This window comes from Rothia sp. L_38, assembly GCF_050689125.1.
GTDB lineage: Bacteria > Actinomycetota > Actinomycetes > Actinomycetales > Micrococcaceae > Rothia.
Map to the genome: position 1 here is coordinate 170516 of NZ_JBOEQD010000005.1, position 21608 is coordinate 192123.

The window sequence follows — 21608 nt, forward strand, 5'->3', positions numbered from 1 at the left end:
CGCCTCTGCCCGGGGTAGGTGCAAAAAACCGGGTGGTCAGCTAGAGCTGACCACCCGGTTTTAAAGTATTGAGAGCAGGCAGGACGCCCGCCCTACCTTAGCGGGAGCGCTGGCGCAGACGCTGCAGATCAAGGATGACCACAGCGCGAGCCTCCAGGCGGATCCAGCCGCGGGAAACGAACTCGGCCAGGGCCTTGTTCACGGTTTCGCGGGAAGCACCCACCAGCTGGGCCAGCTCTTCCTGGGTCAGTTCGTGGGCAACTAGCACACCGTCGGTGGCGGGGCGACCGAAACGGTCAGCCAGGTCAAGCAGGGCCTTGGCAACGCGACCGGGAACGTCTGAGAAGACCAGGTCAGCCAGGTTCTCGTTGGTGCGGCGCAGGCGGCGGGCCAGAGCCTGCAGAACCTGGGCGGAGATGTTGGGGGACTTCTCCATGGCCTTACGCAGGGACTCGTGCTTGACACCGGCCAGGCGGGTCTCAGAGACAGCGGTTGCGCTGGTTGAGCGGGGTGAGGGGTCAAACAGGGCCATTTCGCCGAAGATTTCGCCGGGGCCCATGATAGCTACCAGGTTCTCACGGCCATCGGAAGCGGTGCGACCCAGCTTCATCTTGCCTGAGATGACGAAGTAGAGCTGGTCGCCCTGGTCACCTTCGTAGAAGAGGGTAGCGCCGCGTGAAAGGTCGACTTCGGTGATGTCTTCGGTCAGTGCTGCAAAGGCTTCGTCGTCGAGTGAAGCGAACAGCGGAGCACGGCGTAGTACTTCAATATCCATGGTTCTCTTTTACTCCTGATAATGGATCTAAAGGGCGATTCGAGTGCGGTGCCCTGTACGTACAGGATGGGCAGACTTCTAAGCATAGTCTTTGCCTAGTTCATCACACAGCACTTTTATCTGTGACTTATTCAACTATTACGAGCCTACAGGATATTTGGTGCTTTCGATACCCAAAGCGCCTAGAGCTTAGTTCCTTCACCGAGAATTTTTCCTGAGTTTCCGCCTATTTTTTCAGGTTGGGCGTGTAGGCTGTGGTATTCCTGTGAGGGCTGAACATCGACAGGGGCTGCACTATCTGCTGCGGTGTGTCTTGCTGTAGCGATAGGTGCCGGAACCCGGCCTGCTCAGCCTTCCCCGTTGAATGGAGAGTCATGACCGTACTTGACTGGGTCATTATCGCTATTATTGCCCTCTACTTTTTAGCCGGTGTACGGCAGGGCCTCTTTGTCACCCTTGGTACCTTTGTAGGTTTCGTGCTGGGCGCAGTTGCCGCTATCTACGCCACCCCCTGGGTAATCAACCAGGTCAATTCGCGCTGGTACCTTCTTGCCGGACTGGGTACAGTGCTCGCCTGCCTGGTGCTGGGGCAGACCCTGGGTATGACCCTGGGCAGTGCAATCCGCAGGGCAAGCGATCGTACGCCCCTGCGCGGTCTAGAGCGCCTTGCCGGTGGCCTGCTCAATATGGTGCTGGCCTCGCTGGTCATCGTGACCGTGGTGCTGGTCGTCCGCCCCCTGGGTATCCCAGCGGTTACTGCCCTCACCGCGGAATCTAAGGTGGTGACCTGGATGATGCAGGTGACCCCGGCGTCCGTGCAGGAAAAAGTAACCGAGGTTCGGGGCCAGATTGTGCAGGCCACCGGTCTGCCCGAGATTTCTCAGCTGCTTTACCCCGAGCAGTCCGCTCCGCTCGGCACCCTTGAAACAGCTGCGCTGGAAGAAGCTGGCTGGTCGGTGGTGCAGGTTGTGGGTGCAGCCCAGGCTTGTAATTACACATCTGAGGGTTCGGGTTTCGTGGTGGACGGTGGTCTCGTGGTGACCAACGCGCACGTGGTTGCGGGCGTGAGCACCCCTACCCTGCTGAGCCGCGACGGTCAGGCTGCAACGGGCGATGTGGTCTACTACGATACTGAACGCGATATCGCGATTATCAGTGCTCCCGACCTGGCCCTAGCCCCCCTGACCCTGAACGAAGCCGAGGTCGCTTCAGATACTGAAGTTGCCTTTATGGGCTACCCGGGCGGCGGCCCCTTCGCCAGCCGGGCAGCGATTGTCCAGGGGCTCGGCTATACCCAAACCATCAACGCGCAGACCGGGGAAACCAACCCCTCCCGCCTGGTCTACCAGCTAGCTGCCCAGGTCCAGCAGGGTAACTCCGGCGGCCCCGTGCTCACCGAGGACGGGCAGGTCATGGCTATGGTCTTTGCTAAGTCGACCCAGAGCCAGACCGGATACGCTGTTCCGGCCTCGCAGATTATTGAGGCTCTAACTCAGGTAAACGCCTCGTCCTCAGCGGTTGCAACCGGCCAGTGTGTACCTAACTAGGGCTTCGCGGCCTGGGTGGGGCGGGCGTACAGAAGATAAACCGCTAGCCCCACCCCCAGCAGAAGTAGCCCGCCTGCGATAGAGGCGGGCGGCAACGTCCCCACCACCAGGCAGCAGCCCGCTGCCCCGGCAACCTGCAGGGTGCGCGGGTAGCGGCGGTAGGGGACGGTTTGCGTGAAGGCTGCCAGGTTCGCCACGCAGTAGTAGAGCAGCACGCCGAAGGACGAAAAGCCGATAGCGCTGCGCACATCAAAGAACAGAATCAGGGCGGTCACGGCCACCGCTACGGTGATTTCTAGCCGGTAGGGTACCCCGTAGACCGGGTGCAGGTGCGCAAAGTAGGCGGGCAGGTCGCGGTGGGTAGCCATGGCGTGACCTGTGCGGCCGATGCCGGTGATGAGGGCCAGTAATGTCCCGAGTGCACCGATGGAAGCCGCGATACCCATGAGGGCGCTCAGGGGTGCGGACGACCCTACCGCTGCAGCCAGCGGGGCGGAGGTTCCCGCTAGACCCGCATAACCTAGCTGGTGGATGAGCGCGAGGGCAACTAGCAGGTACAGGGTGCCCACCAGCGTCAGGGTAATGATGATAGCCCGCGGAATGATGCGGGCGGGGTCTTTGACCTCTGACCCCATGGTGGCAATACGGGCGTAGCCGGCGAAGGCAAAGAAGAGCAGGCCAGCGCCCTGCATGACCCCGTAGATAGTTGCCGCCGGGCTAGTGGGTGCGGCGGACGCTCCCGCCCCGCTCCCTGCGCTGGCAGTAATCGCTGCGGGGTCCGGAGCTACCCCGAGGAGAACCGCACCGAAAAAGACGGCCAGGGCTAGGAGCACCAGAGTGACCAGGATTTTAGTGAGGGCTGCGGTACGGGTGATGCCCCTGTAGTTGACGGCGGTGAGGGCGGCAACTGCGGCGATAGCCAGGAGCTTTTCATAGCCCGGTGCCAGATAAGCGGCAAAGGTCATAGCCATAGCGGCGCAGCTGGCTGTTTTACCGATGACGAAGCACCACCCCGCTGCAAAGCCCCAGATATGGCCGAGCTGACGGCTGCCGTAGATGTAGGTGCCGCCTGATTCGGGGTGCTGGGCAGCCAGCTGGGCCGAAGAGGTGGCATTAGCGAAGGCGAGAAAGGCAGCTAGGGCTAGGGAGAGCAACAGCCAGTTCCCAGCTGCTGCCGCTGCCGGCGCGAAGGCGGCAAAGAGGCCAGCCCCAATCATGGACCCGGCACCGATGTAGACGGCGTCGGTGAGGGTCAGCTGCGCCCGAGGTTGGGTAGCCATCGTGCCGAACTAGCCCAGATGGTGGGCTAGGAAGGAGAGCGCCAGCTCGTAGCCCTGAGCGCCTGCACCGGCAATCACGGCGGTCGCCTGGGGTGAGACGTAGGAGTGGTGGCGGAAGGGCTCCCGCTTGTGCACGTTAGAGAGATGCACTTCGACAACGGGCAGCTCGGCCGCTTCGAGGGCGTCGTGCAGGGCCACAGAGGTGTGGGTGTAGGCGGCCGGGTTGATGATGATACCGGCGGACGCGGTACGGGCTGCCTGGATTGCATCGATGAGGTCGCCCTCGTGGTTGGACTGCATGAAGGTAATCTCATAGCCCAGCTCGGCGGCCTGGGCGCGGAGGGTGGCTTCGATGTCGGTCAGGGTGGTACGCCCGTAAATCTCGGGTTTGCGCACGCCGAGCAGGTTGAGGTTGGGGCCGTTGATGACGGAAATGAGTCGTGGTGCAGTCTGTGATGTTGCCATAGCTTCTAGTTTTTCACACGAAAACGCCCGCCTCCAGCTTGCTGCCATAGATGGAGCAGAATGGAGCGGGCATCTAATCAAAAACACTGGCCTCAACTGATGTGGGGCATGCGTGCCTCATATAGAGGCTTATTCATAAGGGGGTTCCGCAGGCTCACGCTCGCTGCCGACCCTCTCGCCTGGTTCGCTTCGCTCACAAGGCGATTCACGCCAGCCGCCGAGCCAGCAGCTTCGCTGTGAGCCTGCTCCACCTACCCTAATGAATAAGCCTCATCCTGTTATATCGCGCTGCTAACCCTTCTTAAAGTTAGCCTCGATAGCTTCCATGACGGTGGGGTCTGCCAGGGTGGTGGTGTCGCCGACCGGGCGGTCTTCGGCGACGTCCTTGAGCAGGCGGCGCATGATCTTGCCGGAGCGGGTCTTGGGCAGATCATCCACAATCAGCACGCGCTTGGGCTTGGCAATCGGGGAGATTTCGACGCCCACGTGAGCACGAATCTGCTCTGCCAGCTCGGTCTCGTTGTGCCCTGCTGCCTTGGCTTCGTCGTTGAGGATGACGAAGGCCATGACGGCCTGGCCGGTGGTTTCGTCGGCTGCACCAACAACCGCTGCCTCGGCGACCGCGGGGTGGGAGACCAGGGCGGACTCGATTTCGGGGGTGGAGAGGCGGTGGCCGGAGACGTTCATGACGTCGTCCACGCGGCCCAGAACCCAGAGGTCGCCGTCGGCGTCGCGCTTGGCGCCGTCACCGGCGAAGTACATCTTCTCGAAGCGGGACCAGTAAGTGTCGACGAAGCGGTCGTCGTCGCCCCAGATAGTGCGGAGCATGGAGGGCCAGGGCTCGCGGATGGTCAGGAAGCCGGACTGCCCGTTGGGCAGGGACTCGCCCAGGTCGTCCACCACGTCGATGGTGATGCCGGGGATGGGCTGCTGGGCGCTGCCGGGCTTGGCTGCGGTGATGCCGGGCAGCTGGGAGACCATGATCGCGCCGGTCTCGGTCTGCCACCAGGTATCGACGATGGGGCACTTGCCGCCGCCGATGACGCGGTGGAACCAGCGCCAGGCTTCGGGGTTGATGGCTTCGCCCACGGTGCCGAGCACACGCAGGGTGGACAGGTCGTACTGGGCGGGGATGTCCTCGCCCCACTTCATCATGGTGCGGATAGCGGTGGGGGAGGTGTACATGATGGTCACCCCGTACTTCTGCACGATTTCCCAGAAGCGGCCGCGGTGCGGGGCATCGGGGGTGCCTTCGTAGATGACCTGGGTGGAGCCGTTGACCAGGGGGCCGTAGGCGACGTAGGAGTGGCCGGTGACCCAGCCGACGTCTGCGGTGCACCAGTAGATGTCGGTCTCGGGCTTGAGGTCGAAGATGTTCTTGTGGGTGAAAGCGCCCTGGGTGAGGTAGCCGCCGGTGGTGTGCAGAATACCCTTGGGCTTACCGGTGGTGCCGGAGGTGTAGAGGATGAAGAGGGGGTCTTCGGCGTTCTGATGGGAGGGCTCGTGCTCGGTGGACTGCTCGGCAACCAGCTCGTGCCACCAGACGTCGCGGCCCTCAACCCAGTTGATATCTTCGCCGTTGCGCTTGACGACCAGAACCTTTTCGACCGAAGAGCCACCCTTGGCCAGGGCGGTGTCGACGGCGGGCTTGAGCATGGAGGGCTTGCCACGGCGGAAGGAGCCATCGGCGGTGATAACCAGCTTGGCTTCGCCGTCCTCGATGCGGGAGAGCAGGGCATCGGCTGAGAAGCCGCCGAAGACGACGGAGTGCACAGCGCCGATGCGGGCGCAAGCCAGCATGGCGATCACAGCTTCGGCAATCATGGGCATGTAGATAGCAACGCGGTCGCCCTTAGAAACACCCAGGGATTCGATGCCGTTGGCTACGCGGGAGACCTCATCCTTGAGCTCTGCGTAGGTGTAGGACTTGGTATCGCCGGGCTCGCCCTCAAAAAGGATGGCGGTGCGGTCGCCGTTACCTGCTTCGACATGGCGGTCTACGGCGTTGTAGCAGGCGTTGAGCTCGCCGTCTGCGAACCACTTGGCGAAGGGCGGGTTGGACCAGTCGAGGGTTTCGGTGAAGGGCTTGTACCAGGTGAGCAGGTTGCGGGCCTGTTCTGCCCAAAATTCGGTGCCTTTTTCTTTGGCTTCTTCGTAGATGCCGGGCTGAGCGTTGGCCTGGGCTGAAAACTCGGCGCTGGGGGCGAAGACGTCCTGGGTGTCGGTCATGGTGTGCCTTCCTGTTCTGTGGGGCGCGTCATTGATGTGCGCCACAAACGGACTTTTTCTCACCTTAGCGCACCATGTAGCGCTAGTCACAAATTTGAGCGTTCGTGTTGCGCGAAATCAGGACGCCGGTACCAGCTACCCCCGGTACCGCAAGGGAGTGCAGGGGTAGGCTTGGGATATGCCCCTGAATGCAGACCTACCTCTTAGCCCTGATGAGCTCGCCCAGCTCGAAACCCGCTCTGTGCCCGAACCTAAAGCGCGCGCGTCCGCCCGTAAGCACGCTCGCGCGGCAGCTCGCGGCGAACCCGAGAGCCCTCTAGCGCTGACCCGTCGCGCCCGCAAAATCAACCGTATCTTGGGGGAAACCTACCCCTACGCGGTGGCTGAACTCGACTTTGATAACCCCTTTGAGCTCCTGGTGGCTACCGTCCTTTCGGCCCAAACCACCGACGTGCGCGTCAATGCAACTACCCCCGAACTCTTCGCCCGTTACCCCGATGCGGCGGCGCTGGCGTCCGCCCGAATCGAAGACGTAGAAGACATTGTGCGGCCCCTGGGCTTCTACCGCTCCAAGGCCAAAGCGATTGTGAATCTGGCAGCCCAGCTGGTGGCAGACCACCGCGGGCAGGTACCAGCTACCCTGGAGGACCTCGTCAAACTCCCCGGTGTGGGGCGGAAGACCGCTTTCGTCGTGCTGGGTAACGCCTTTGGCAAGCCGGGAATTACCGTTGATACCCACTTCGGCCGCCTAGCCCGCCGCTTTGGCTTCACCACCGAAGAAGACCCCGTTAAGGTCGAGCGCGATGTCGCCGAACTCTTTGAACCCAAGGACTGGACCCAGCTTTCCCACCGCCTGGTCTACCACGGTCGCCGAATCTGCCATGCCCAAAAACCGGCCTGCGGGGCCTGCCCCGTTGCCGATCTTTGCCCGGCTTACGGTGCCGGTGAAACCGACCCGGTGGCGGCAGAGAGACTGCTCAAGTACGAGATGGCCCCGGGGCGTGAGCGCCTGCACCTGCGTTTTGTGCAGGGCGCTACCCGTCGTCAGCTGCGGGAAGAGGGGTGGACGCTCAGTGCCTAGGGAAGAGATGTCAGGGGAAGAGATAGCGGGGCAGCACCCCGCCCTAGTGGCCCTGCAGGAGTTGGCGGAGCGGGCCCCGAGTATTGTGCGTCCCGAGGATTCGTGGCCGATTGGGCAGATGGACCCGGGCACCGTTAAAGAGGCCGCTGTGCTGGTGCTGATGGGGGTGCTTGATGAGGCTCCGGCGCAGAATACCGGGTGCGGCACGGTTGCGTCGGACCTTGACCTCTTGGTGTTGGTTCGGTCGGATGCCCTGCGCCATCACGCCGGTCAGCCTGCCCTGCCCGGCGGGCGGATCGACCCTGAGGACTACGACGAGGCAGCCCGTACCGGCCGAACCGTCCAGCAGGTAGCTGCCCTGCGGGAGGCTGTGGAAGAGACCGGCCTGCAGGCTGAGGGGGTGCGCCTGCTGGGCCAGCTCCCGGCGGTCGATTTGCCGGTGAGTAACTACCGGGTGACTCCCGTACTGGGCTGGTGGGACCTACCGACCCCGGTGGAGGCAGTAGACCGGAATGAGTCAACCCTGGTGGTGCGTGTGCCGGTGGCAGACCTGCTGAACCCGGCTAACCGGCTGACCATGACGGTGACTCGCGGCCGGACCAGGCACAAATCCCCGGCTTTTGAGGTGACCGGCGACTTCGCCCCGTTTACCATCTGGGGCTTCACCGGCAACCTGCTTTCCCGCGTCTTTGAAGAGCTGGGCTGGGAAGAGCCCTGGGATAAGAAGCGCACCCGGGAGGTCGGGACTTAGCCTACTTAGCCTGCGAGTAGTCGTCGGTAGTGACCACAGTGACGGGGAATTCCACCTCGGTGGGGCCGAAGATGAGTTCGGCGGCAGCTTGAGCTGATTCGCGCACAATCTCCGCAGCGCGGGCAGCTTCGCCGACGGGGCCGTAGAGCATGATTTCATCGTGCAAAAAATAGACCAGGCGGGTTTGCATACGCTTGCCGAAGCGACGTTCGGTGCGCAGGCGTTTGCGGATTTGGGCCATCCAAATCACCGCCCATTCGGCGGCGGTTCCCTGGATGACGAAGTTACGGGTGAAGCGGCTGTGGGCGCGGGCTGCTGAGCGGGCGGCGCGTTCGTCGGCTGCGGTGACCTGGTTGCGCTGGGCCTGGAACCAGGCATGGGAGGGGGCAGGGGAGGTGCGCCCCAGATAAGTGGTGACCTGCCCGCCGCGCATACCTACCTCGGCAGCGCGTTCGGTCAGGCCGATAGCTGCGGGGAAGAGTTTTTTGAGGTGGGGCATGAGCTGCCCGCCTTCGCCGGTGGTGGCCCCGTACATGGCAGCCAGCAGAGCAATTTTGGCGTGGGAGCGGTCCTTGAGGACGCTGCCGGTGCGCTCGCCGATTTCGGCGATACCCAGGTAGAGGTCGGTGCCGCGTCCAGCAACAGCGAGGGCCCGGTCACCGCTCATGACGGCCAGGATGCGGGGTTCGATTTGGGCGGCGTCAGCGACGGTGAGAATCATGCCCTCTTCGTCGCGGACGGCGGGGCGGACGTCCTTGGGGATCTGCATGGCCCCGCCGCCGTGCCCGCCCCAGCGGCCGGTGGCAGCTGACCCGACCTCGTAGGTGGGGTGGAAGCGGTTGCCCGTGACCCAGGCATCTAGCCAGTTCCAGCCGTTGGCCGTGTAGAGGCGGGCCAGGCGCTTGTAGTCGAGCAGGGGGCGCACGAGCTGCCAGCGTTCTTCGCGCAGATGGGGGACGGCGTTGGCCCATTCGGTGAGTTCCCATTTGCGGGTGGAGGTGACCGAGTGGCCGGCTGCTTGGAGGGCTTTGAGGACTTCTTGGGGTGAGTCGGGGTTGAGGTTGGGGGCGCCGAGTTCTTCGCGGATGCGGGCGGCGAGGCGCTCCATCTTGTAGGGGCGGTCGTAGCCTGCGGGGCGGGGGCCGAGGGCGTGTTCGAGGATTTTTTCGTGGATGGTGCGGTTCCAGGGCATGCCGTGGTGCTTCATTTCGGCTGCGATGAGAGCGCCCTGGGATTCTGCGGCGAGTAGGAGGGAGAGCCGAGCGGGGGCTGGGCAGGCGGCGACGGCTTCTAGCTGGGCGCGGAGTTCGGTGAGCAGGGCGGACGCGCTAGGCCCGGTTTTTTCTTGAGCTTCGGGCGATGCTGGGCCCAGGTCGTCGAAGAGGGAGGTCTGCCCCTCAATTTGCCGTCGGGCGGGCAGATGCCCGGGCGGGGGTTCGGGGGTGCGGTTGAGGTCGCAGGTGGGGGTGTAGGGCAGCTGGTTGGCGGCGCGGGTGGCGGCGGTTGCTAGGATTCGTTGGGCTAGGCGCAGGTCGTGGCAGGACGCCGGCGAGACCCCAGCTGCCAGTAGAACAGGCATGACCTCGCGCGCGTCCGCCCAGGCCCAGCGGATGACCCGGTGGGGATTTTGGGCTTCAACCGCGCGTACAAAGTCAGGCAACTTGGAGAAGGGGAAGCTGCGGTGGGTGCCTGAGCCGGTATCGTTCAGCGTAATGGCCTCCCACAGGGGCGTATCGCTGGGGGAGGTCGCTGGGCCAAGCACAATGTACATCTTTCTATTATGCCGTTTGGGCTGTTCACAGGGCTAGACAGGGCACATCTTCTGTGGCATAAAGGGGAACAGGAGAAAGACGCCGGGCGCGGGGTCTACCCGAAAGGTAGCCATGCCCGATACTAATGTGCGTGTGCGCCGGTCGCGGCGCCGCTTCTTTGAGCCCCAGCCCCCAGCTAACGAGTCCCAGATCAGTGAACTCTTGGCCAGCGAGCCTGTAACAAGAGAGCCCGCTTCCAATGAACAGGCCGAGGCCGAGCCTAGAGCGCCGGTGCCTTCCACACCGGCCTCGGCTGCCGAACCTACCGCCCTGCCCCAGGATTTGCCCCTGCTGGCTATAGAGCCAGCCGAAACCGACCTGGGCCCTCTCACACCCCTGCTGGCTCAGTCAGATCTCACCGATATCTTCGTCAACGGCCCTCGAGATGTGTGGTACGAGGCTGCCGGTAGCCTGCGCCGGGCTGCCATCACTTTCCCTAACGACGAGGCCGTCAGAGCCCTGGCCACCCGACTCATTCTTTCGGCCGGTGGCCGCCTGGACGACGCCTACCCGGCCGCAGACGTCCAGACAGCCCAGGGCATCCGCATCCACGCCCTGCTTCCGCCCCTGAGTCGCTCTGGAACCCTACTCTCCCTGCGCCTGCAACCTGCCCAGCGCCCGTCCTTGCGCCAGCTCCAGGAGCGGGGCATGCTGGGGCGAGACCTGGAACTGGTGCTGCGGTACCTGGTGCGTTCGCGGGCTAACCTGCTGGTCAGCGGCGGAACCGGCACCGGAAAAACAACCCTGTTAGGTGCCCTGCTGCAGGAGGCGGACGCCGGTGAGCGCCTGCTACTTGTGGAGGACACCTCTGAGCTACATCTGGATCACCCGCACGCTGTGAGCCTGCAAGCCCGGGCAGCTAACGCTGAGGGGCAGGGGGAGGTGGGGCTGGCCGAGTTGATTCGCCAGGCCCTTCGCATGAGGCCCAACCGGCTGGTGGTGGGCGAATGCCGCGGTGGAGAGGTTATGGATATGCTCACTGCCATGAATACCGGTCACGCCGGTAGCGGCACTACCGTGCACGCCAACTCAGCCCAGGCTGTGCCGGCTCGGCTCTACGCCATGGGGGCTCTGGCCGGGGTGAGTAGCCAGGCGGTAGCTCTTCAAGCTGCGACCGCTCTGGACTACATTGTGCACCTTGAGCGGGAGAAAGGGCAGCGGCTTGTTCGCGGGGTCTACCGGCTCACCGGGGCTCCTGAGCTTGCCGTTGAGCCGATTTGCACCGTGGAACCTCGCCGGCGGGGCACCTACCTGCGCTGGCACCCCGGTAGTGAAGAGCTCTGCCGAGCAGCAGGACTGTGGGAGGGCACCGAGGCGGGTGTAGCGTGTTAGGGTTGAGCCCCCGGAAGATCGGTAAGAAGGGGCTAGCGCGGCGGGCTGCCCCTGCCAGTATCGAAGAGCTGGAACTGTGGCCGGACGCCATCTGGCGCCTTGCCGCCCTGCTCAAGGCCGGGTGTACTCCGGCGGTGGCATGCACCCAGGTAGCTGTTTACCTGGCGGGCTTGGCCGTAGAAAAACCCGATGCCGCCCCCGCGCGTCACAGTGCGACCAGCCGGGTGAGGCTCCTGAGCTTTCTTAGCCCTGCTTCCCGCCAGCAGCAGGTCTTGGAAGACGCCCGGGCTCAGATAGCCCAACTGTTTGAGGCTGCTAGCGTGGCAGCTAGCCAGGGGCGGCCCCTGGCTCCTGTCTACCAGCAGGCAGCGGTGCAGAGCGAAGTGCGAGATAGCGTGCGGCAGGGAGCCGCTGCGGTGGCTGCCTGCTGGCAGGTGGGCGAGCGCACCGGGGCGTCTTTAGCGCAGGTCTTCGAGCACCTTGCTCGTTACCTTGAGACGGAGATTGACCTGCGGCAGCAGCGGGAAACTGCCCTCAGTGGCCCGCGGGCTACGGGGCGGATTCTTTCCTGGCTGCCCTTTATTGGGCTAGGGCTGGGAATTGTGATGGGAACTGACCCGCTGGGGGTTCTCCTGGGGTCGGTTCCGGGCGCCCTTATCGGGCTTACTGGTCTGGTGCTGGCCTGGTGTGGGAACCGCTGGACTGCCCACCTGATTCGTAGAGCTGAGGAGGGGCAATGATCTTCCTGGTACTGTGCGTTAGCTGCGCCTGCCTGGTGGGAGCGGCTCTACTTTTGGTGCTAAGACGTCGGGGCGCAGTTTCTGATGGGGCAGGGCGGGGGTGGGCCGCCCCGGAAAAGCAACAGGGTGAAGAACAGTCTCCCCCGTCGTCCGCTCCCGCCTTGGACGGTGCCCTCTACCTGGATATGGCAGCTACTATGCTTGCTGCCGGGCTCTCGGTCCCGGCGGTGTTGCAGCAGCTTGGTCAACTTGAAGACGGAAGACACCGGGCGGAGCTAGCTGCGGTGGTGGAAGGCCTCTACCGCGGAAAGAGCTGGACGGACGCCTGGGCTCCGCCGGTTGCCAAAGAGCTAGAGGGCATCCGCGAAGCCCTTGGGCTGACACTGAGCACAGGTGCCCCGAGCGCCCAGCTGGTGCGGGTTCTGGCTCAGCGGCAGCGGCGCCACCGGCAGCGAGCCTACGAAAAGGCAGCAGCCCGTCTAGGGGTCAAACTGGTGGTGCCCCTGGGAGCATGCTCGCTGCCGTCCTTTATCTGCCTGGGAGTGGTGCCGGTGCTCATCGCTCTCCTGCCGTCACTTTTCTAAGGAATCTTTCTGAGGAACTCGGGGCTCCCCGGCCCTTGTTCACAGGCAAGAAAAATAACCTTCTAAAGCGTCACAGTTGCGTCATAGCTGCACCACATTCAGAGCAAGCAGTGCCCGCACGTCCCATAAGTACGGGGCAGTAGCAGAGGACGATTTATCCACAGGGGGTGCCACCCTGTACAGCTCAGTCGGGACTCTGACAGGCTACAGGTATCTCGGGTGAAGGATCCGGCGTCTTTCTTCATCACCTTTACCCGCCCCTTACCCCACCTTCACCCGAGAGCACCACAACAACCAAGGCGGCCCAGCACCGTAGCTGGGCGGCTCTACATCAAGGAGGATACCGTGTTGAAACACCCCTTATTACCCCTAATCGGTAGCGAGCGAACCAGTCGTAAGGAGCATTTAGCTGCTGTCGATCAACGACTACAGCATCGGGCTAAGAGCGAGTCAGATGTGGTGGAAGGGCAGCTTGTTCGGGCCGGTCTTGACGATAGTGAGGCGGGCGCAACCACCGCCGAATACGGCATCGTCATGCTGGCAGCTGTGGGCTTTGCCGGTCTGCTGGTAGTTATTCTCAAATCTGAGGAAGTACGCCAGATGCTGTTAGGTATCGTGCAGACCGCGCTCTCAACCGGCGCTTAAGGGCTACCCTGCCTGTAGCCGTAGCTCTTCCAAAAGTTGCAAGCAGACGGTTACAGGCAGGGCACTGCCTTACCCCAAGAAACCACACATGCCTTGTGAGTGGCTGTCAGCGAATATTCCACGGTGGTGACAGTATGCAAAGAAAAGCGACTCAAGAGCGAGAACGGGGCTCCAGCACCGCAGAATTTGCGGTGGTTCTGCCCGGTATCGTGTTCATTCTGGCCCTGGTACTTGGAGCTGCGGCAACGGGTATCGTACAGCTCAAGCTCGAAGAGGGCGCTCGCCTGGGAGCCAGAGCTGCCGCTCGCGGTGAGACTGCCGAAACTGTCACCCGTATTGTGCAAGAGATTGACCCCGAGGCTGCTGTGAGCCTGGCCCAGGTAGACGACATGACGGTGGTCAGCGTAAGCAGAGCCGCCCCCGGGCTGGTAGGCCAGCTCAGCGGCTGGACACTGACAGCAGATGCCCAAGCCCTGACCGAGCACAGCACCACTACCGGGAGGGCGGACCCGTGAATCGTAGATTCGATAGAGAACGAGGGAGTAGCACCGTTGCCACGGTGGGCCTAGTCTGTGCTCTTCTTGTTCTTGGGACTACCTGTGCCGGGCTCATTGGGGTCATCACCGCTCAACACCGGGCAGCTGCTGCAGCCGATGTGGCAGCCCTTGCCGCTGCGGACGCTGCTCGTGGTCTTACCCCAGGAGAGCCCTGCGCGGTAGCCGAGCGCCTTGCCCTCGCTAACGGAGCCCAGCTGGGTGGTTGCGGTCAGCCATCCGGGCTGGGCGGAACGGTGGACGTGCGCACCTTTGTCGATATACCCGGTCCCTTTGCCTTCTTAGGCCCTGCCCAGGGTCTCTCCCGGGCGGGGCCACTTGCTTCCTGATAACCGTGGCCAGCCCCGCTCGCTATATCAAGGCTAGAAAGGGTCGTCGGTAGCGGCAAAGCCAGTCAAAGACTCAGCTACACCCACCGGGGCAGGCTTCCCCTCCGCCCGGTGCCCCTCCGCATAACTCTTCGTTCCTGTTTCCCCAGCTACCGGGCTTTCAGATGCCGGGTCTAAAGGCTTGAGCAGTCTTCTGCGCTCTTCGTCGGTGAGTTCGTCAGCCTCAACGAGCAGGGCAGCTACGAGGCGGGCAGCACCGGCCTTGTGCAGGGGCTCGTTCCGGTTGCCACACTTGGGGGACTGCACACAGGAGGGGCAGCCCAGCTCGCACTCGCAGGCCAAAATCGTATCGAGGGTGGCGCGTAGCCAATGCCCCACCTGCTCAAAGCCCCGTTCAGCAAAGCCCGCCCCGCCCGGGTGGCCGTCATAGACGAAGATAGTGGGCTGCTCGGTATCAACATGGAAGGCGGTCGATAAACCACCGATATCCCATCGGTCGCAGGTAGCCACCAGAGGCAGCAGGCCGATAGCGGCATGTTCGGCGGCGTGCAGAGCCCCGGGGATATCTCGCTCATGGATGCCCGCAGCATAGAGCAGGGGAGCGGGCATCGCCCACCAGATAGCCCTAGTCTGTAGCTCCTGCGGAGCAAGGTCAAGAGGCTCGTCGCCCAGCACCTGCTGACCAATCAGCGACTTCCGCTGGTAGCTAACTACCTGAGAACGTACCCGCACCTGCCCGTAGGTCAGACTCACCTGCCCCTGTTGCAGGGTTTCCTCAGCCCCCAACACCGTCACCTCGGTAATATCACGAGACTGGGTGTAGTAATCGGGGCTGACCGCCGAGACAGCAATAACCTTATTGTCCTCATCGAGGTCTTCTACCACGAAAGTCTTACCCTGATGGGTGTAGATAGCACCGGGGTGCCCCTGAGAATGGGCATGACCATCGTCCATACTGCCGATCACGCTACCGGTCTCAACATCAATAATCTGTAGGGGAGAGCCGCCCCCGCGCAGGTTCACAAAATCACTGGCAGATTCCGGGTGCGTCCAAAACCAGCCTGTGGCTCGCTGCCGCAAGTAGCCCTGCTCCACCAGACGCCCCAGGAGTGCCTCGGTGGACCGCCCAAAAACCATGAGCTCATCCCGGCGCAGGGGAATCTCAGCCGCCGCGGCACACAGGTGCGGACTAAGCACATAGGGGTTTTCAGGGTCGAAGACGGTTTTTTCTACCGGCCGGTCAAAGATATCTTCGGGGTGATGTACCAGGTAGGTATCGAGGGGGTCCTCGCTGGCAATCAGCACCGCAAAAGCGTCCTGCCCAGCCCTGCCAGCTCGTCCTATCTGCTGGTAAAAGGACGCCCGCGTACCCGGCCAGCCGCCCACCAAGACAGCGTCAAGACCCGCAATATCAATACCCAGCTCCAGGGCATTGGTCGAGGCAACGCCAAGAATCTCTCCCCGGCGCAGGCTAGCTTCAAGAGCCCGCCGCTCCTCGGGCAGGTAGCCCGCCCGATAGGCCGCAATGCGCGCAGAAAGCCCGGGCTCCACCTCATCGAGATAGCGCCCCGCAGTCTGAGCGATAGCCTCAGCACCCCGTCGAGACTTAATAAAAGCGATGGTGCGGGTACGGTTCACCACCAGGTCAGTGAGCATCTCAGCGCTCTGAGTAATCACCGACTTACGCACCGGTGCCCCGTTCTCACCGGCACCACTGCCCTGGGCACCGGGCCGAACACTCACCCCGTTGGCGTGGGCAGAGAGCTTATCGTTGACCGCAGCTGGGTCGGTAAACTCCGGCTCCCACAAGAGCACATGGGTAGCTCCGCGCGGGGCGGTACTTTCCGTCACCGCCGCAACTGCCGTAGGGCGCGAACCGATCAGCCGGGCAAACGACTCAGCTGGCTCCGCGCTCGTAGCCGACGCCCCAATAAAGACCGGAGTAGCACCGTAGTAACGGCAGACCCGGCGCAGCCGCCGCATGAGCAGGGAAACGTGGGCACCAAACACGCCCCGGTAGCCGTGGGCTTCATCCACAATCACATACTTGAGCTTGCGCAAAAACCCAGCCCAGCGGGCATGGTTGGGCAAGATAGCGTGGTGCAGCATATCCGGGTTAGCCAGAATAAAGTTAGCGCGCTCGCGAATAAAACGGCGGTCGGCCTGCGGGGTATCCCCATCGTAGCTTTCAGCTACCACACCCGGCACCTCCAGATTCCGCAGGGAGGCTAATTGATCTGCCGCTAGAGCCTTAGTGGGGGAGAGATAGAGCGCTGTAGCCCGGCCTGAGTCAAAGCCGCTAGCTTGAGTCTCAAATTCACCCCGGTAGATAGCGTCAAGGGCAGGGAGCTGATAGGCCAGGGACTTACCCGAGGCGGTTCCCGTTGCCAGAATAACGTGCCGGTTGCCGGGGGACTCCTGGGCAGCTGTCGCAGCTTTTACCTGGTGCAGGTAGGGCTCGGGTACTCCTAGGTTCTGGTAGGCCTCAACCATTCGCGGGTGGACCCAGGACGGCCAGGGGGCAGTTTCAGCCGGTCGGGCAGGTAGGGTGCGTACATGGGTTACCTGCTCCGGTAAGGAGGTTAGCCCCAGCTGTTCTAAGACCACGGCTAGTTCACCCGGCTGCGGGGCACGGGTGGCAGGCGTTTGGGCGGACGCTGCCCCGTGGGAGGGCGCTCCATAAGGCTGCGAGCCAGCGGCGGTCGGGAATGATGGTGAGGCTTCTGTAGGCACCCGTCTATTATGGCACCGCGGGGTGAGCGTAAATATTTACTGTTTTTCCTACCCTATCTGTGACCTGTGCTATAGAGAATGAGATAATGGGGGCATGAGTATTCCTATGAACATTCAGGGTAAGAAGACCGCCGAGCAGGAACCTGTGGTTACAGTACTGACGGATGAGCAGATTTGGGGGCTCATCGAAGGCACCCGGTTTGCCCGCTTGGGTACGGTAGGTGAGGACGGCTACGTACACGTCACCCCGCTCAATATCGTCACCGACGGGGTACGTATCTTCTTCCGCACCGCCTCCGGTAGTAAGCTCACCCAGCTCTTGATGAATGAGAAAGTCACGGTGCAGTTTGACCGGGCTGAGGGCAGTCACGCCTATTCTGTCAACGTGTTCGCTACTGCCCGTTTGCTCACCGAAACCCGCGACATCGACTATGTTGGCAAGCTCAATCTGGAACCCTGGCTCAATACCGAGAAGCTGGAGTTCGTGGAACTTACCCCGCAGAAAATGACGGGCCGCCGCTTCCGCCTGGGTTAGCTCACCGGTCGCCCCGTTCATCAGGTGTAGGGTCTAAAATGGGGGTGTGTCTCAAGAAAAAATTATCCTCTACTACTGCTTCGCCCCTGTTACCGACCCCAAGGCCGTGATGCTCTGGCAGCGTGCCCTCTGCGAGAAACTGGGGCTAACCGGTCGCATCCTGATTTCTAAACACGGCATTAACGGAACCCTGGGCGGCGACATCAACGCCCTGAAACAGTACGGCAAGACTACCCGCCAGTACCCCGGCTTTGAAAAGCTCGAGCTCAAGTGGTCCGACGGTAGCGCCAGTGACTTCCCCCGTCTTTCCGTCAAAGCCCGCGATGAAATCGTCGCTTTCGGCACCCCTGATGAGCTGGTCGTTGATGAAAACGGTGTGGTCGGTGGCGGCGTGCACCTGAAGCCTGAAGAAGTGAACAAGCTGGTTGAAGAACGCGGGGATGAGGTCGTTTTCTTTGACGGCCGTAATGCCTTTGAAGCTAAAATCGGCAAGTTCAAGAACGCCGTTGTGCCCGATGTTCGTACCACCCACGACTTCATTAAAGAAATTGAGTCGGGCAAGTACGATGACCTCAAGGACAAGCCCGTCGTCACCTACTGCACCGGTGGCATCCGCTGTGAAATTCTCTCGGCCCTGATGAAAAACCGTGGCTTCAAGGAGATCTACCAAATCGACGGTGGCATCGTGCGCTACGGCGAAAAGTACGGTGACTCCGGCCTCTGGGAGGGGTCACTCTATATCTTCGACAAACGCCAGCACATGAACTTCTCACCCGATACCGTCACCATCGGTGAGTGCGAGCACTGCGGTGCTAAGGCAAACACCTTCGTTAACCTCGATGTAGACGGCGTGCGCGACCTGGTACTGCTGTGCCCCGACTGCCAGGCCAAAGCAGAGGCTGAGCGCGAGGCTGCGGCAGCGTCAGCATGAGCAAGCAGAAGACCCCGGTCTACGAAACAGCTCTGATCGAGTACGGTACCTTCATGGTCGCCGGTGTCACCGACCCTGCGACCGAAGAGAGCGACTTCGGTTCCTGGTGGGACCGCCTCTACCAAAAGCTTGAATCGGGCGAGAGCGACCTGGCCGCCCAGCGCCTGGCCGCGGTAGAAAAGTTGCAGAAGGTAGGCGTCGTAATGCCGGACGCCGACGACACGGGCTTTACCTACACGGCAGGTTTTATCGTGCCCGGTGGAATTAAGGACGTCGCGGCCCTGGGCCTGACCGGTGTGATGGTGCCTGCCGCCATGTACGCTACCGTCCTGGTGCAGGGGGCTATTACCCCGGGCTTCCCCCCTGCCCATATCAAGGCGGGGTTTGACTATCTGACCGGTACCTTTATCCCGGCTAAGGGTCTAGAGCCCACCGGCGTGTGTTTAGAGGTCTATGGCCCCGGTCATGTGACCGATGAGAACTACCGTATGTACCTGTGGCAGGCTGTGACTGGTCAGCCTTCACACTAGGTCTAAAAGCAAGAAAATACCTCCCGCAGTGCGATATACGGGAGGTATTTTCTTTGACAGTAAGTGCGCTTGTGCGCGCTTAGTTTACGGTTGTACTGGTGTGGTAATACCGAAGGGAAAAGTCTTTAGGAGTTCTGCTCTACAGCCAGTTCAGCTTCGAGCTTTTCAACAATTTCTGCGATGAAAGCGGGGCCACCGTTAGCGGCCTTTTCCTTCCAGTCAGCAATGGACTTTTCCAGTTCGGCAATTTTTTCTGCATTAGCCATAAAGTAAATATAACCCAGACCTCTAGAAAAAATTACCTTGATTATTATTTAATCTTTTCCCAGCTCTCCACTTCACCCGGTACGACGGTGAAGAGTGGATGGGCGATTTTCACAGGTGACGTGGTGAAATGCTGGTCATACCACCGGGGTGAACGGGACTTTACTTTTTCTGCCAAAAATGAGATTTCGTAGTCCAGCTGGCCATCGGTGACAGGGAGCGGTTCTAAGTCGTCCCGGGGAGGGAACACCAGCAAGCCGCGGTTGAAGCTATAGCCCCGCCTGTCAGCTTCGTTAGCTAGCCCGTGTAGATAGGTGCAGATGTAGGCTAGGGGGTCGCTGGATGCCTTAAAGCGGTCGAGCTGGGGGTGGCTGGTGTAGCCCTTGGTGAGCCCCTGAAGCACTTTCTGGGCAAGCAGGGTTTCCCGCCAGCAGGCTACAAGGCCCTTGGCGTCGAGAAGGGAAGGATGCACTGACCAGATGCGCACTAGCGCTCATCTCGGCGGGCGATAGCTTCTTCCAGTCGCTCTAGTTTGCCGGTGAGTTCGCCCGAATCGTGGCCCGGGCGGATATCGGCCTTGAGCACCAGGGAAACCCGGTTGCCGTACTTGCCAACAGCTTCAGTGGCGGCTTTGATGACGGCCATGCACTCGTCCCAGTCACCTTCGATGGTGGTGAACATGGCGTCGGTGCGGTGGGGTAGACCTGAGTCGCGGACAATCTGGACGGCTTCTGCAACGGCCTCGTGGACGGACCCGGAGGGGTCGCCACCGCCGGTGGGAGCTACTGAGAAAGCAAATAACATGTCTCTACCGTACCGCTCATACGGTTAAATAGAGAGCGTGATAACTTCTGATTTTTCTCGTGTTCCCGGTTCCCCCGTCAGCGCCGATACTGCCGCCCTCACCCGCCTGTACACCGCCCTGACCGGTCTCAACTACACTTACGACGGTATCGAAGAGTTGCTGGGGCCCCGCGCTTTTGAGGCCATGACCCGCGACCAAGTGGTGCCCGGCCTCTACCGGGTGAGCCAGATTCTGGGGCAGGAGGCGACATCAGAGACTTTCACCGCGAGCCAGCGGAACCTAGCCCAGCTGGTGCGCTTCTTCCTCTTTGGCACCGCGCTGCCCGGTGGGGACCTTGAGGACGCCCTGGGAGCAGGTAGTCTGGATCTGCTGCTGGATTTGGGGTTGGCGGAGCCTACCGAGGACGGCCTGGTGCAGGCCGCCGTAGATTTGCGCCCCCACGCTGCGGACGATGGAACCGAACTCTTTGTGGCCAGTGACTTAGGAGCCCACCAGCGCCCCGGCGTCCTGCGTAAGGACCATGTGCTGGGTATTGGCCATGCCTCCCTGACCCTGGCCCAGCTGACCGAACGTACCCCCGTAGAGCGGGCCCTTGACCTGGGCACCGGCTGCGGCATCCAGGTCTTCCACCTGCTGGCTCATACCCGCCACGTAACCGCCACTGACATTTCCGAGCGGGCTCTGGCCTTCACCCGCTTTAATCTGCTGCTGAATGCGTCTGCCCTGAAGCTGAACCCCGCCAACCTGGAGGAGCGCGTCAGCCTGCGCTTAGGCTCCCTCCTGGAGCCGGTCGCCGGTGAAACCTTTGACCTGGTGGTCTCTAACCCGCCCTTTGTTATTACCCCGCGCAGCGACCAGGAAACCCCCGAAGACCAGTTCACCTACCGCGACGGCGGTATGGCGGGGGACGGCATCATCTCAACCCTGGTGCAGCAGCTGCCCACCGTGCTTGCCCCCGGCGGACGCGCCCAAATGTTGGGTAACTGGGAAATCCCGGTGGACGGCCAGGAAGGCCCAGTTGACTGGGCTGACCGCCCCCGCGCTTGGGTAGGGGAGCAGACCGAGGCCTGGTTTATTCAGCGCGAGGTGCTTGAGCCCGAACAGTACGCCGAAACCTGGCTGCGCGATGCCAGCGAAAACCGCGACCCCGCCCACTTTGAGGCAGCCTACACTGCCTACCTGCGCGACTTCGCCTCCCGCGGCGTTGGCTCCATTGGCTTTGGCATGATTTGGCTACGTAAGCCGAACCCGGCGTCCGCAGGGGAACGCCTGCACCGCTTCGAAGAAATTACCTACCCCATCCAGCAACCCATCGCCCCCTTCATCACCGAGGCGGTGGAGCACTTTGATCAGGTCACCGCCTTGAGCGATGCCGAGCTGCTAGAGAAGCACCTGGTCGTTGCCGGGGACGTGACCGAAGAACGCCATGCCACCCCCGGCTCTGAGCACCCCTCCGTGATTCTGCTGCGCGCAGGTGCCGGACTGCGCCGCACCATCCTAGAAACCACAGAGACCTCCGGCTTCGTCTCCGCCTGCGACGGGGAACTGACCGCCGGCCAAATCGTCGGTGCCCTAGCTGCCCTGCTGGGCTGGGAGACCGAAGAACCCAGACAAGTATTAATCAGTAACATGCGCGAACTGCTCGAAAAGGGCTTTTTGCGGATTGACCAGGGCGACTAGACTGGGG

The 21608-nt window shown here is 62.1% G+C and carries 22 protein-coding genes; 13 read left to right on the forward strand and 9 right to left on the reverse strand.

The features are described 5' to 3' along the window. Nucleotides 1–97: 97 nt before the first annotated feature. The gene (locus ACRCJM_RS05530; protein ID WP_083091991.1) at nucleotides 98–775 is read right to left on the reverse strand and encodes a Crp/Fnr family transcriptional regulator; all 678 of its coding nucleotides are present in this window, start codon (nucleotides 773–775) and stop codon (nucleotides 98–100) included. 374 nt (nucleotides 776–1149) lie between these two features. Between ACRCJM_RS05530 and ACRCJM_RS05535 the strand changes: the two genes are divergently transcribed. After that, a complete protein-coding gene (locus tag ACRCJM_RS05535; protein WP_431464120.1) occupies nucleotides 1150–2322 on the forward strand; it encodes a MarP family serine protease in 1173 nt (390 codons plus the stop codon). On the opposite strand, the gene ACRCJM_RS05540 is transcribed toward ACRCJM_RS05535, so the two are convergent. The 3 genes from ACRCJM_RS05540 to acs form a co-directional block, all read right to left on the reverse strand. Beyond that, entirely contained in the window at nucleotides 2319–3602 is a 1284-nt protein-coding gene (locus ACRCJM_RS05540; RefSeq protein ID WP_431464121.1) for an APC family permease, read from the reverse strand. The two genes, ACRCJM_RS05535 and ACRCJM_RS05540, sit on opposite strands and share 4 nt — an antisense overlap. A 9-nt stretch (nucleotides 3603–3611) precedes the next feature. Beyond that, on the reverse strand, nucleotides 3612–4067 hold the full coding sequence (aroQ, locus tag ACRCJM_RS05545) for a type II 3-dehydroquinate dehydratase (RefSeq protein ID WP_431464122.1): 456 nt from the start codon (nucleotides 4065–4067) through the stop codon (nucleotides 3612–3614). A gap of 291 nt (nucleotides 4068–4358) precedes the next feature. Continuing rightward, nucleotides 4359–6296 carry an acetate--CoA ligase gene (gene acs, locus ACRCJM_RS05550; RefSeq protein ID WP_431464123.1) on the reverse strand — a complete coding sequence of 646 codons (1938 nt, stop codon included), beginning with the start codon at nucleotides 6294–6296 and terminating at the stop codon, nucleotides 4359–4361. Nucleotides 6297–6474: 178 nt separating this feature from the next. Between acs and nth the strand changes: the two genes are divergently transcribed. Both nth and ACRCJM_RS05560 read left to right on the forward strand, forming a co-directional pair. Then, on the forward strand, nucleotides 6475–7377 hold the full coding sequence (nth, locus tag ACRCJM_RS05555) for an endonuclease III (protein ID WP_431464124.1): 903 nt from the start codon (nucleotides 6475–6477) through the stop codon (nucleotides 7375–7377). A gap of 7 nt (nucleotides 7378–7384) precedes the next feature. Further along, the gene (locus ACRCJM_RS05560) at nucleotides 7385–8128 is read left to right on the forward strand and encodes an NUDIX hydrolase (RefSeq protein ID WP_431464125.1); all 744 of its coding nucleotides are present in this window, start codon (nucleotides 7385–7387) and stop codon (nucleotides 8126–8128) included. 1 nt (nucleotide 8129) lies between these two features. Here ACRCJM_RS05560 and ACRCJM_RS05565 read toward each other — a convergent pair whose 3' ends face one another. Then, nucleotides 8130–9899, reverse strand: coding sequence for a bifunctional 3'-5' exonuclease/DNA polymerase (locus ACRCJM_RS05565; protein WP_431464126.1), 1770 nt, complete (start codon nucleotides 9897–9899; stop codon nucleotides 8130–8132). 112 nt (nucleotides 9900–10011) lie between these two features. Between ACRCJM_RS05565 and ACRCJM_RS05570 the strand changes: the two genes are divergently transcribed. The 6 genes from ACRCJM_RS05570 to ACRCJM_RS05595 all read left to right on the forward strand — a co-directional run bounded on the left by ACRCJM_RS05570 (nucleotide 10012) and on the right by ACRCJM_RS05595 (nucleotide 14123). Next, nucleotides 10012–11271 carry a TadA family conjugal transfer-associated ATPase gene (locus tag ACRCJM_RS05570; protein WP_431464127.1) on the forward strand — a complete coding sequence of 420 codons (1260 nt, stop codon included), beginning with the start codon at nucleotides 10012–10014 and terminating at the stop codon, nucleotides 11269–11271. A 2-nt stretch (nucleotides 11272–11273) separates the two neighbouring features. Further along, a complete protein-coding gene (locus ACRCJM_RS05575) occupies nucleotides 11274–12011 on the forward strand; it encodes a type II secretion system F family protein (RefSeq protein WP_431464128.1) in 738 nt (245 codons plus the stop codon). Next, entirely contained in the window at nucleotides 12008–12595 is a 588-nt protein-coding gene (locus tag ACRCJM_RS05580; RefSeq protein ID WP_431464129.1) for a type II secretion system F family protein, read from the forward strand. The genes ACRCJM_RS05575 and ACRCJM_RS05580 overlap by 4 nt, the downstream gene beginning before the upstream one ends. Before the next feature lie 345 nt (nucleotides 12596–12940). Beyond that, nucleotides 12941–13240 (forward strand): DUF4244 domain-containing protein, encoded by a 300-nt coding sequence (locus ACRCJM_RS05585; RefSeq protein WP_431464130.1) that lies wholly within the window; start codon nucleotides 12941–12943, stop codon nucleotides 13238–13240. 134 nt (nucleotides 13241–13374) lie between these two features. Further along, nucleotides 13375–13755 (forward strand): TadE family type IV pilus minor pilin, encoded by a 381-nt coding sequence (locus ACRCJM_RS05590; protein WP_431464131.1) that lies wholly within the window; start codon nucleotides 13375–13377, stop codon nucleotides 13753–13755. Continuing rightward, entirely contained in the window at nucleotides 13752–14123 is a 372-nt protein-coding gene (locus ACRCJM_RS05595) for an Rv3654c family TadE-like protein (RefSeq protein WP_431464132.1), read from the forward strand. The genes ACRCJM_RS05590 and ACRCJM_RS05595 overlap by 4 nt, the downstream gene beginning before the upstream one ends. A gap of 33 nt (nucleotides 14124–14156) precedes the next feature. On the opposite strand, the gene ACRCJM_RS05600 is transcribed toward ACRCJM_RS05595, so the two are convergent. Continuing rightward, nucleotides 14157–16730: a DEAD/DEAH box helicase gene (locus ACRCJM_RS05600; protein ID WP_431464146.1), complete on the reverse strand. Its 2574-nt coding sequence runs from the start codon at nucleotides 16728–16730 to the stop codon at nucleotides 14157–14159. Nucleotides 16731–16950: 220 nt separating this feature from the next. On the opposite strand from ACRCJM_RS05600, the gene ACRCJM_RS05605 reads away from it, so the two are divergent. The 3 genes from ACRCJM_RS05605 to ACRCJM_RS05615 are packed head-to-tail and all read left to right on the forward strand — an operon-like array spanning nucleotide 16951 to nucleotide 18852. After that, nucleotides 16951–17391: a pyridoxamine 5'-phosphate oxidase family protein gene (locus ACRCJM_RS05605; protein ID WP_431464133.1), complete on the forward strand. Its 441-nt coding sequence runs from the start codon at nucleotides 16951–16953 to the stop codon at nucleotides 17389–17391. A 46-nt stretch (nucleotides 17392–17437) separates the two neighbouring features. Further along, a complete protein-coding gene (locus tag ACRCJM_RS05610) occupies nucleotides 17438–18322 on the forward strand; it encodes a rhodanese-related sulfurtransferase (RefSeq protein ID WP_431464134.1) in 885 nt (294 codons plus the stop codon). Further along, a complete protein-coding gene (locus ACRCJM_RS05615) occupies nucleotides 18319–18852 on the forward strand; it encodes a GyrI-like domain-containing protein (protein ID WP_431464135.1) in 534 nt (177 codons plus the stop codon). The genes ACRCJM_RS05610 and ACRCJM_RS05615 overlap by 4 nt, the downstream gene beginning before the upstream one ends. A 125-nt stretch (nucleotides 18853–18977) precedes the next feature. Here ACRCJM_RS05615 and ACRCJM_RS05620 read toward each other — a convergent pair whose 3' ends face one another. The 3 genes from ACRCJM_RS05620 to ACRCJM_RS05630 are packed head-to-tail and all read right to left on the reverse strand — an operon-like array spanning nucleotide 18978 to nucleotide 19920. Then, the gene (locus ACRCJM_RS05620) at nucleotides 18978–19118 is read right to left on the reverse strand and encodes a hypothetical protein (protein WP_431464136.1); all 141 of its coding nucleotides are present in this window, start codon (nucleotides 19116–19118) and stop codon (nucleotides 18978–18980) included. A 44-nt stretch (nucleotides 19119–19162) separates the two neighbouring features. Then, on the reverse strand, nucleotides 19163–19603 hold the full coding sequence (locus ACRCJM_RS05625) for a pyrimidine dimer DNA glycosylase/endonuclease V (protein WP_431464137.1): 441 nt from the start codon (nucleotides 19601–19603) through the stop codon (nucleotides 19163–19165). Next, the gene (locus ACRCJM_RS05630; protein ID WP_431464138.1) at nucleotides 19603–19920 is read right to left on the reverse strand and encodes a thiamine-binding protein; all 318 of its coding nucleotides are present in this window, start codon (nucleotides 19918–19920) and stop codon (nucleotides 19603–19605) included. Before ACRCJM_RS05630 ends, ACRCJM_RS05625 begins: the two co-directional genes overlap by 1 nt. A 37-nt stretch (nucleotides 19921–19957) precedes the next feature. Here ACRCJM_RS05630 and ACRCJM_RS05635 point away from each other — a divergent pair, with 37 nt between their 5' ends. Continuing rightward, nucleotides 19958–21601, forward strand: a complete 1644-nt coding sequence (locus tag ACRCJM_RS05635; protein ID WP_431464139.1) for a DUF7059 domain-containing protein — start codon at nucleotides 19958–19960, stop codon at nucleotides 21599–21601. Nucleotides 21602–21608: the final 7 nt, after the last annotated feature.

What these genes read in the sequence shown, in the direction of transcription:
- ACRCJM_RS05530 (WP_083091991.1), bottom strand. Translation starts at nt 775, where the DNA reads ATGGATATTGAAGTACTACGCCGTGCTCCGCTGTTCGCTTCACTCGAC.
- ACRCJM_RS05535 (WP_431464120.1), top strand. Translation starts at nt 1,150, where the DNA reads ATGACCGTACTTGACTGGGTCATTATCGCTATTATTGCCCTCTACTTT.
- ACRCJM_RS05540 (WP_431464121.1), bottom strand. Translation starts at nt 3,602, where the DNA reads ATGGCTACCCAACCTCGGGCGCAGCTGACCCTCACCGACGCCGTCTAC.
- aroQ (WP_431464122.1), bottom strand. Translation starts at nt 4,067, where the DNA reads ATGGCAACATCACAGACTGCACCACGACTCATTTCCGTCATCAACGGC.
- acs (WP_431464123.1), bottom strand. Translation starts at nt 6,296, where the DNA reads ATGACCGACACCCAGGACGTCTTCGCCCCCAGCGCCGAGTTTTCAGCC.
- nth (WP_431464124.1), top strand. Translation starts at nt 6,475, where the DNA reads ATGCCCCTGAATGCAGACCTACCTCTTAGCCCTGATGAGCTCGCCCAG.
- ACRCJM_RS05560 (WP_431464125.1), top strand. Translation starts at nt 7,385, where the DNA reads ATGTCAGGGGAAGAGATAGCGGGGCAGCACCCCGCCCTAGTGGCCCTG.
- ACRCJM_RS05565 (WP_431464126.1), bottom strand. Translation starts at nt 9,899, where the DNA reads ATGTACATTGTGCTTGGCCCAGCGACCTCCCCCAGCGATACGCCCCTG.
- ACRCJM_RS05570 (WP_431464127.1), top strand. Translation starts at nt 10,012, where the DNA reads ATGCCCGATACTAATGTGCGTGTGCGCCGGTCGCGGCGCCGCTTCTTT.
- ACRCJM_RS05580 (WP_431464129.1), top strand. Translation starts at nt 12,008, where the DNA reads ATGATCTTCCTGGTACTGTGCGTTAGCTGCGCCTGCCTGGTGGGAGCG.
- ACRCJM_RS05590 (WP_431464131.1), top strand. Translation starts at nt 13,375, where the DNA reads ATGCAAAGAAAAGCGACTCAAGAGCGAGAACGGGGCTCCAGCACCGCA.
- ACRCJM_RS05605 (WP_431464133.1), top strand. Translation starts at nt 16,951, where the DNA reads ATGAGTATTCCTATGAACATTCAGGGTAAGAAGACCGCCGAGCAGGAA.
- ACRCJM_RS05615 (WP_431464135.1), top strand. Translation starts at nt 18,319, where the DNA reads ATGAGCAAGCAGAAGACCCCGGTCTACGAAACAGCTCTGATCGAGTAC.
- ACRCJM_RS05620 (WP_431464136.1), bottom strand. Translation starts at nt 19,118, where the DNA reads ATGGCTAATGCAGAAAAAATTGCCGAACTGGAAAAGTCCATTGCTGAC.
- ACRCJM_RS05630 (WP_431464138.1), bottom strand. Translation starts at nt 19,920, where the DNA reads ATGTTATTTGCTTTCTCAGTAGCTCCCACCGGCGGTGGCGACCCCTCC.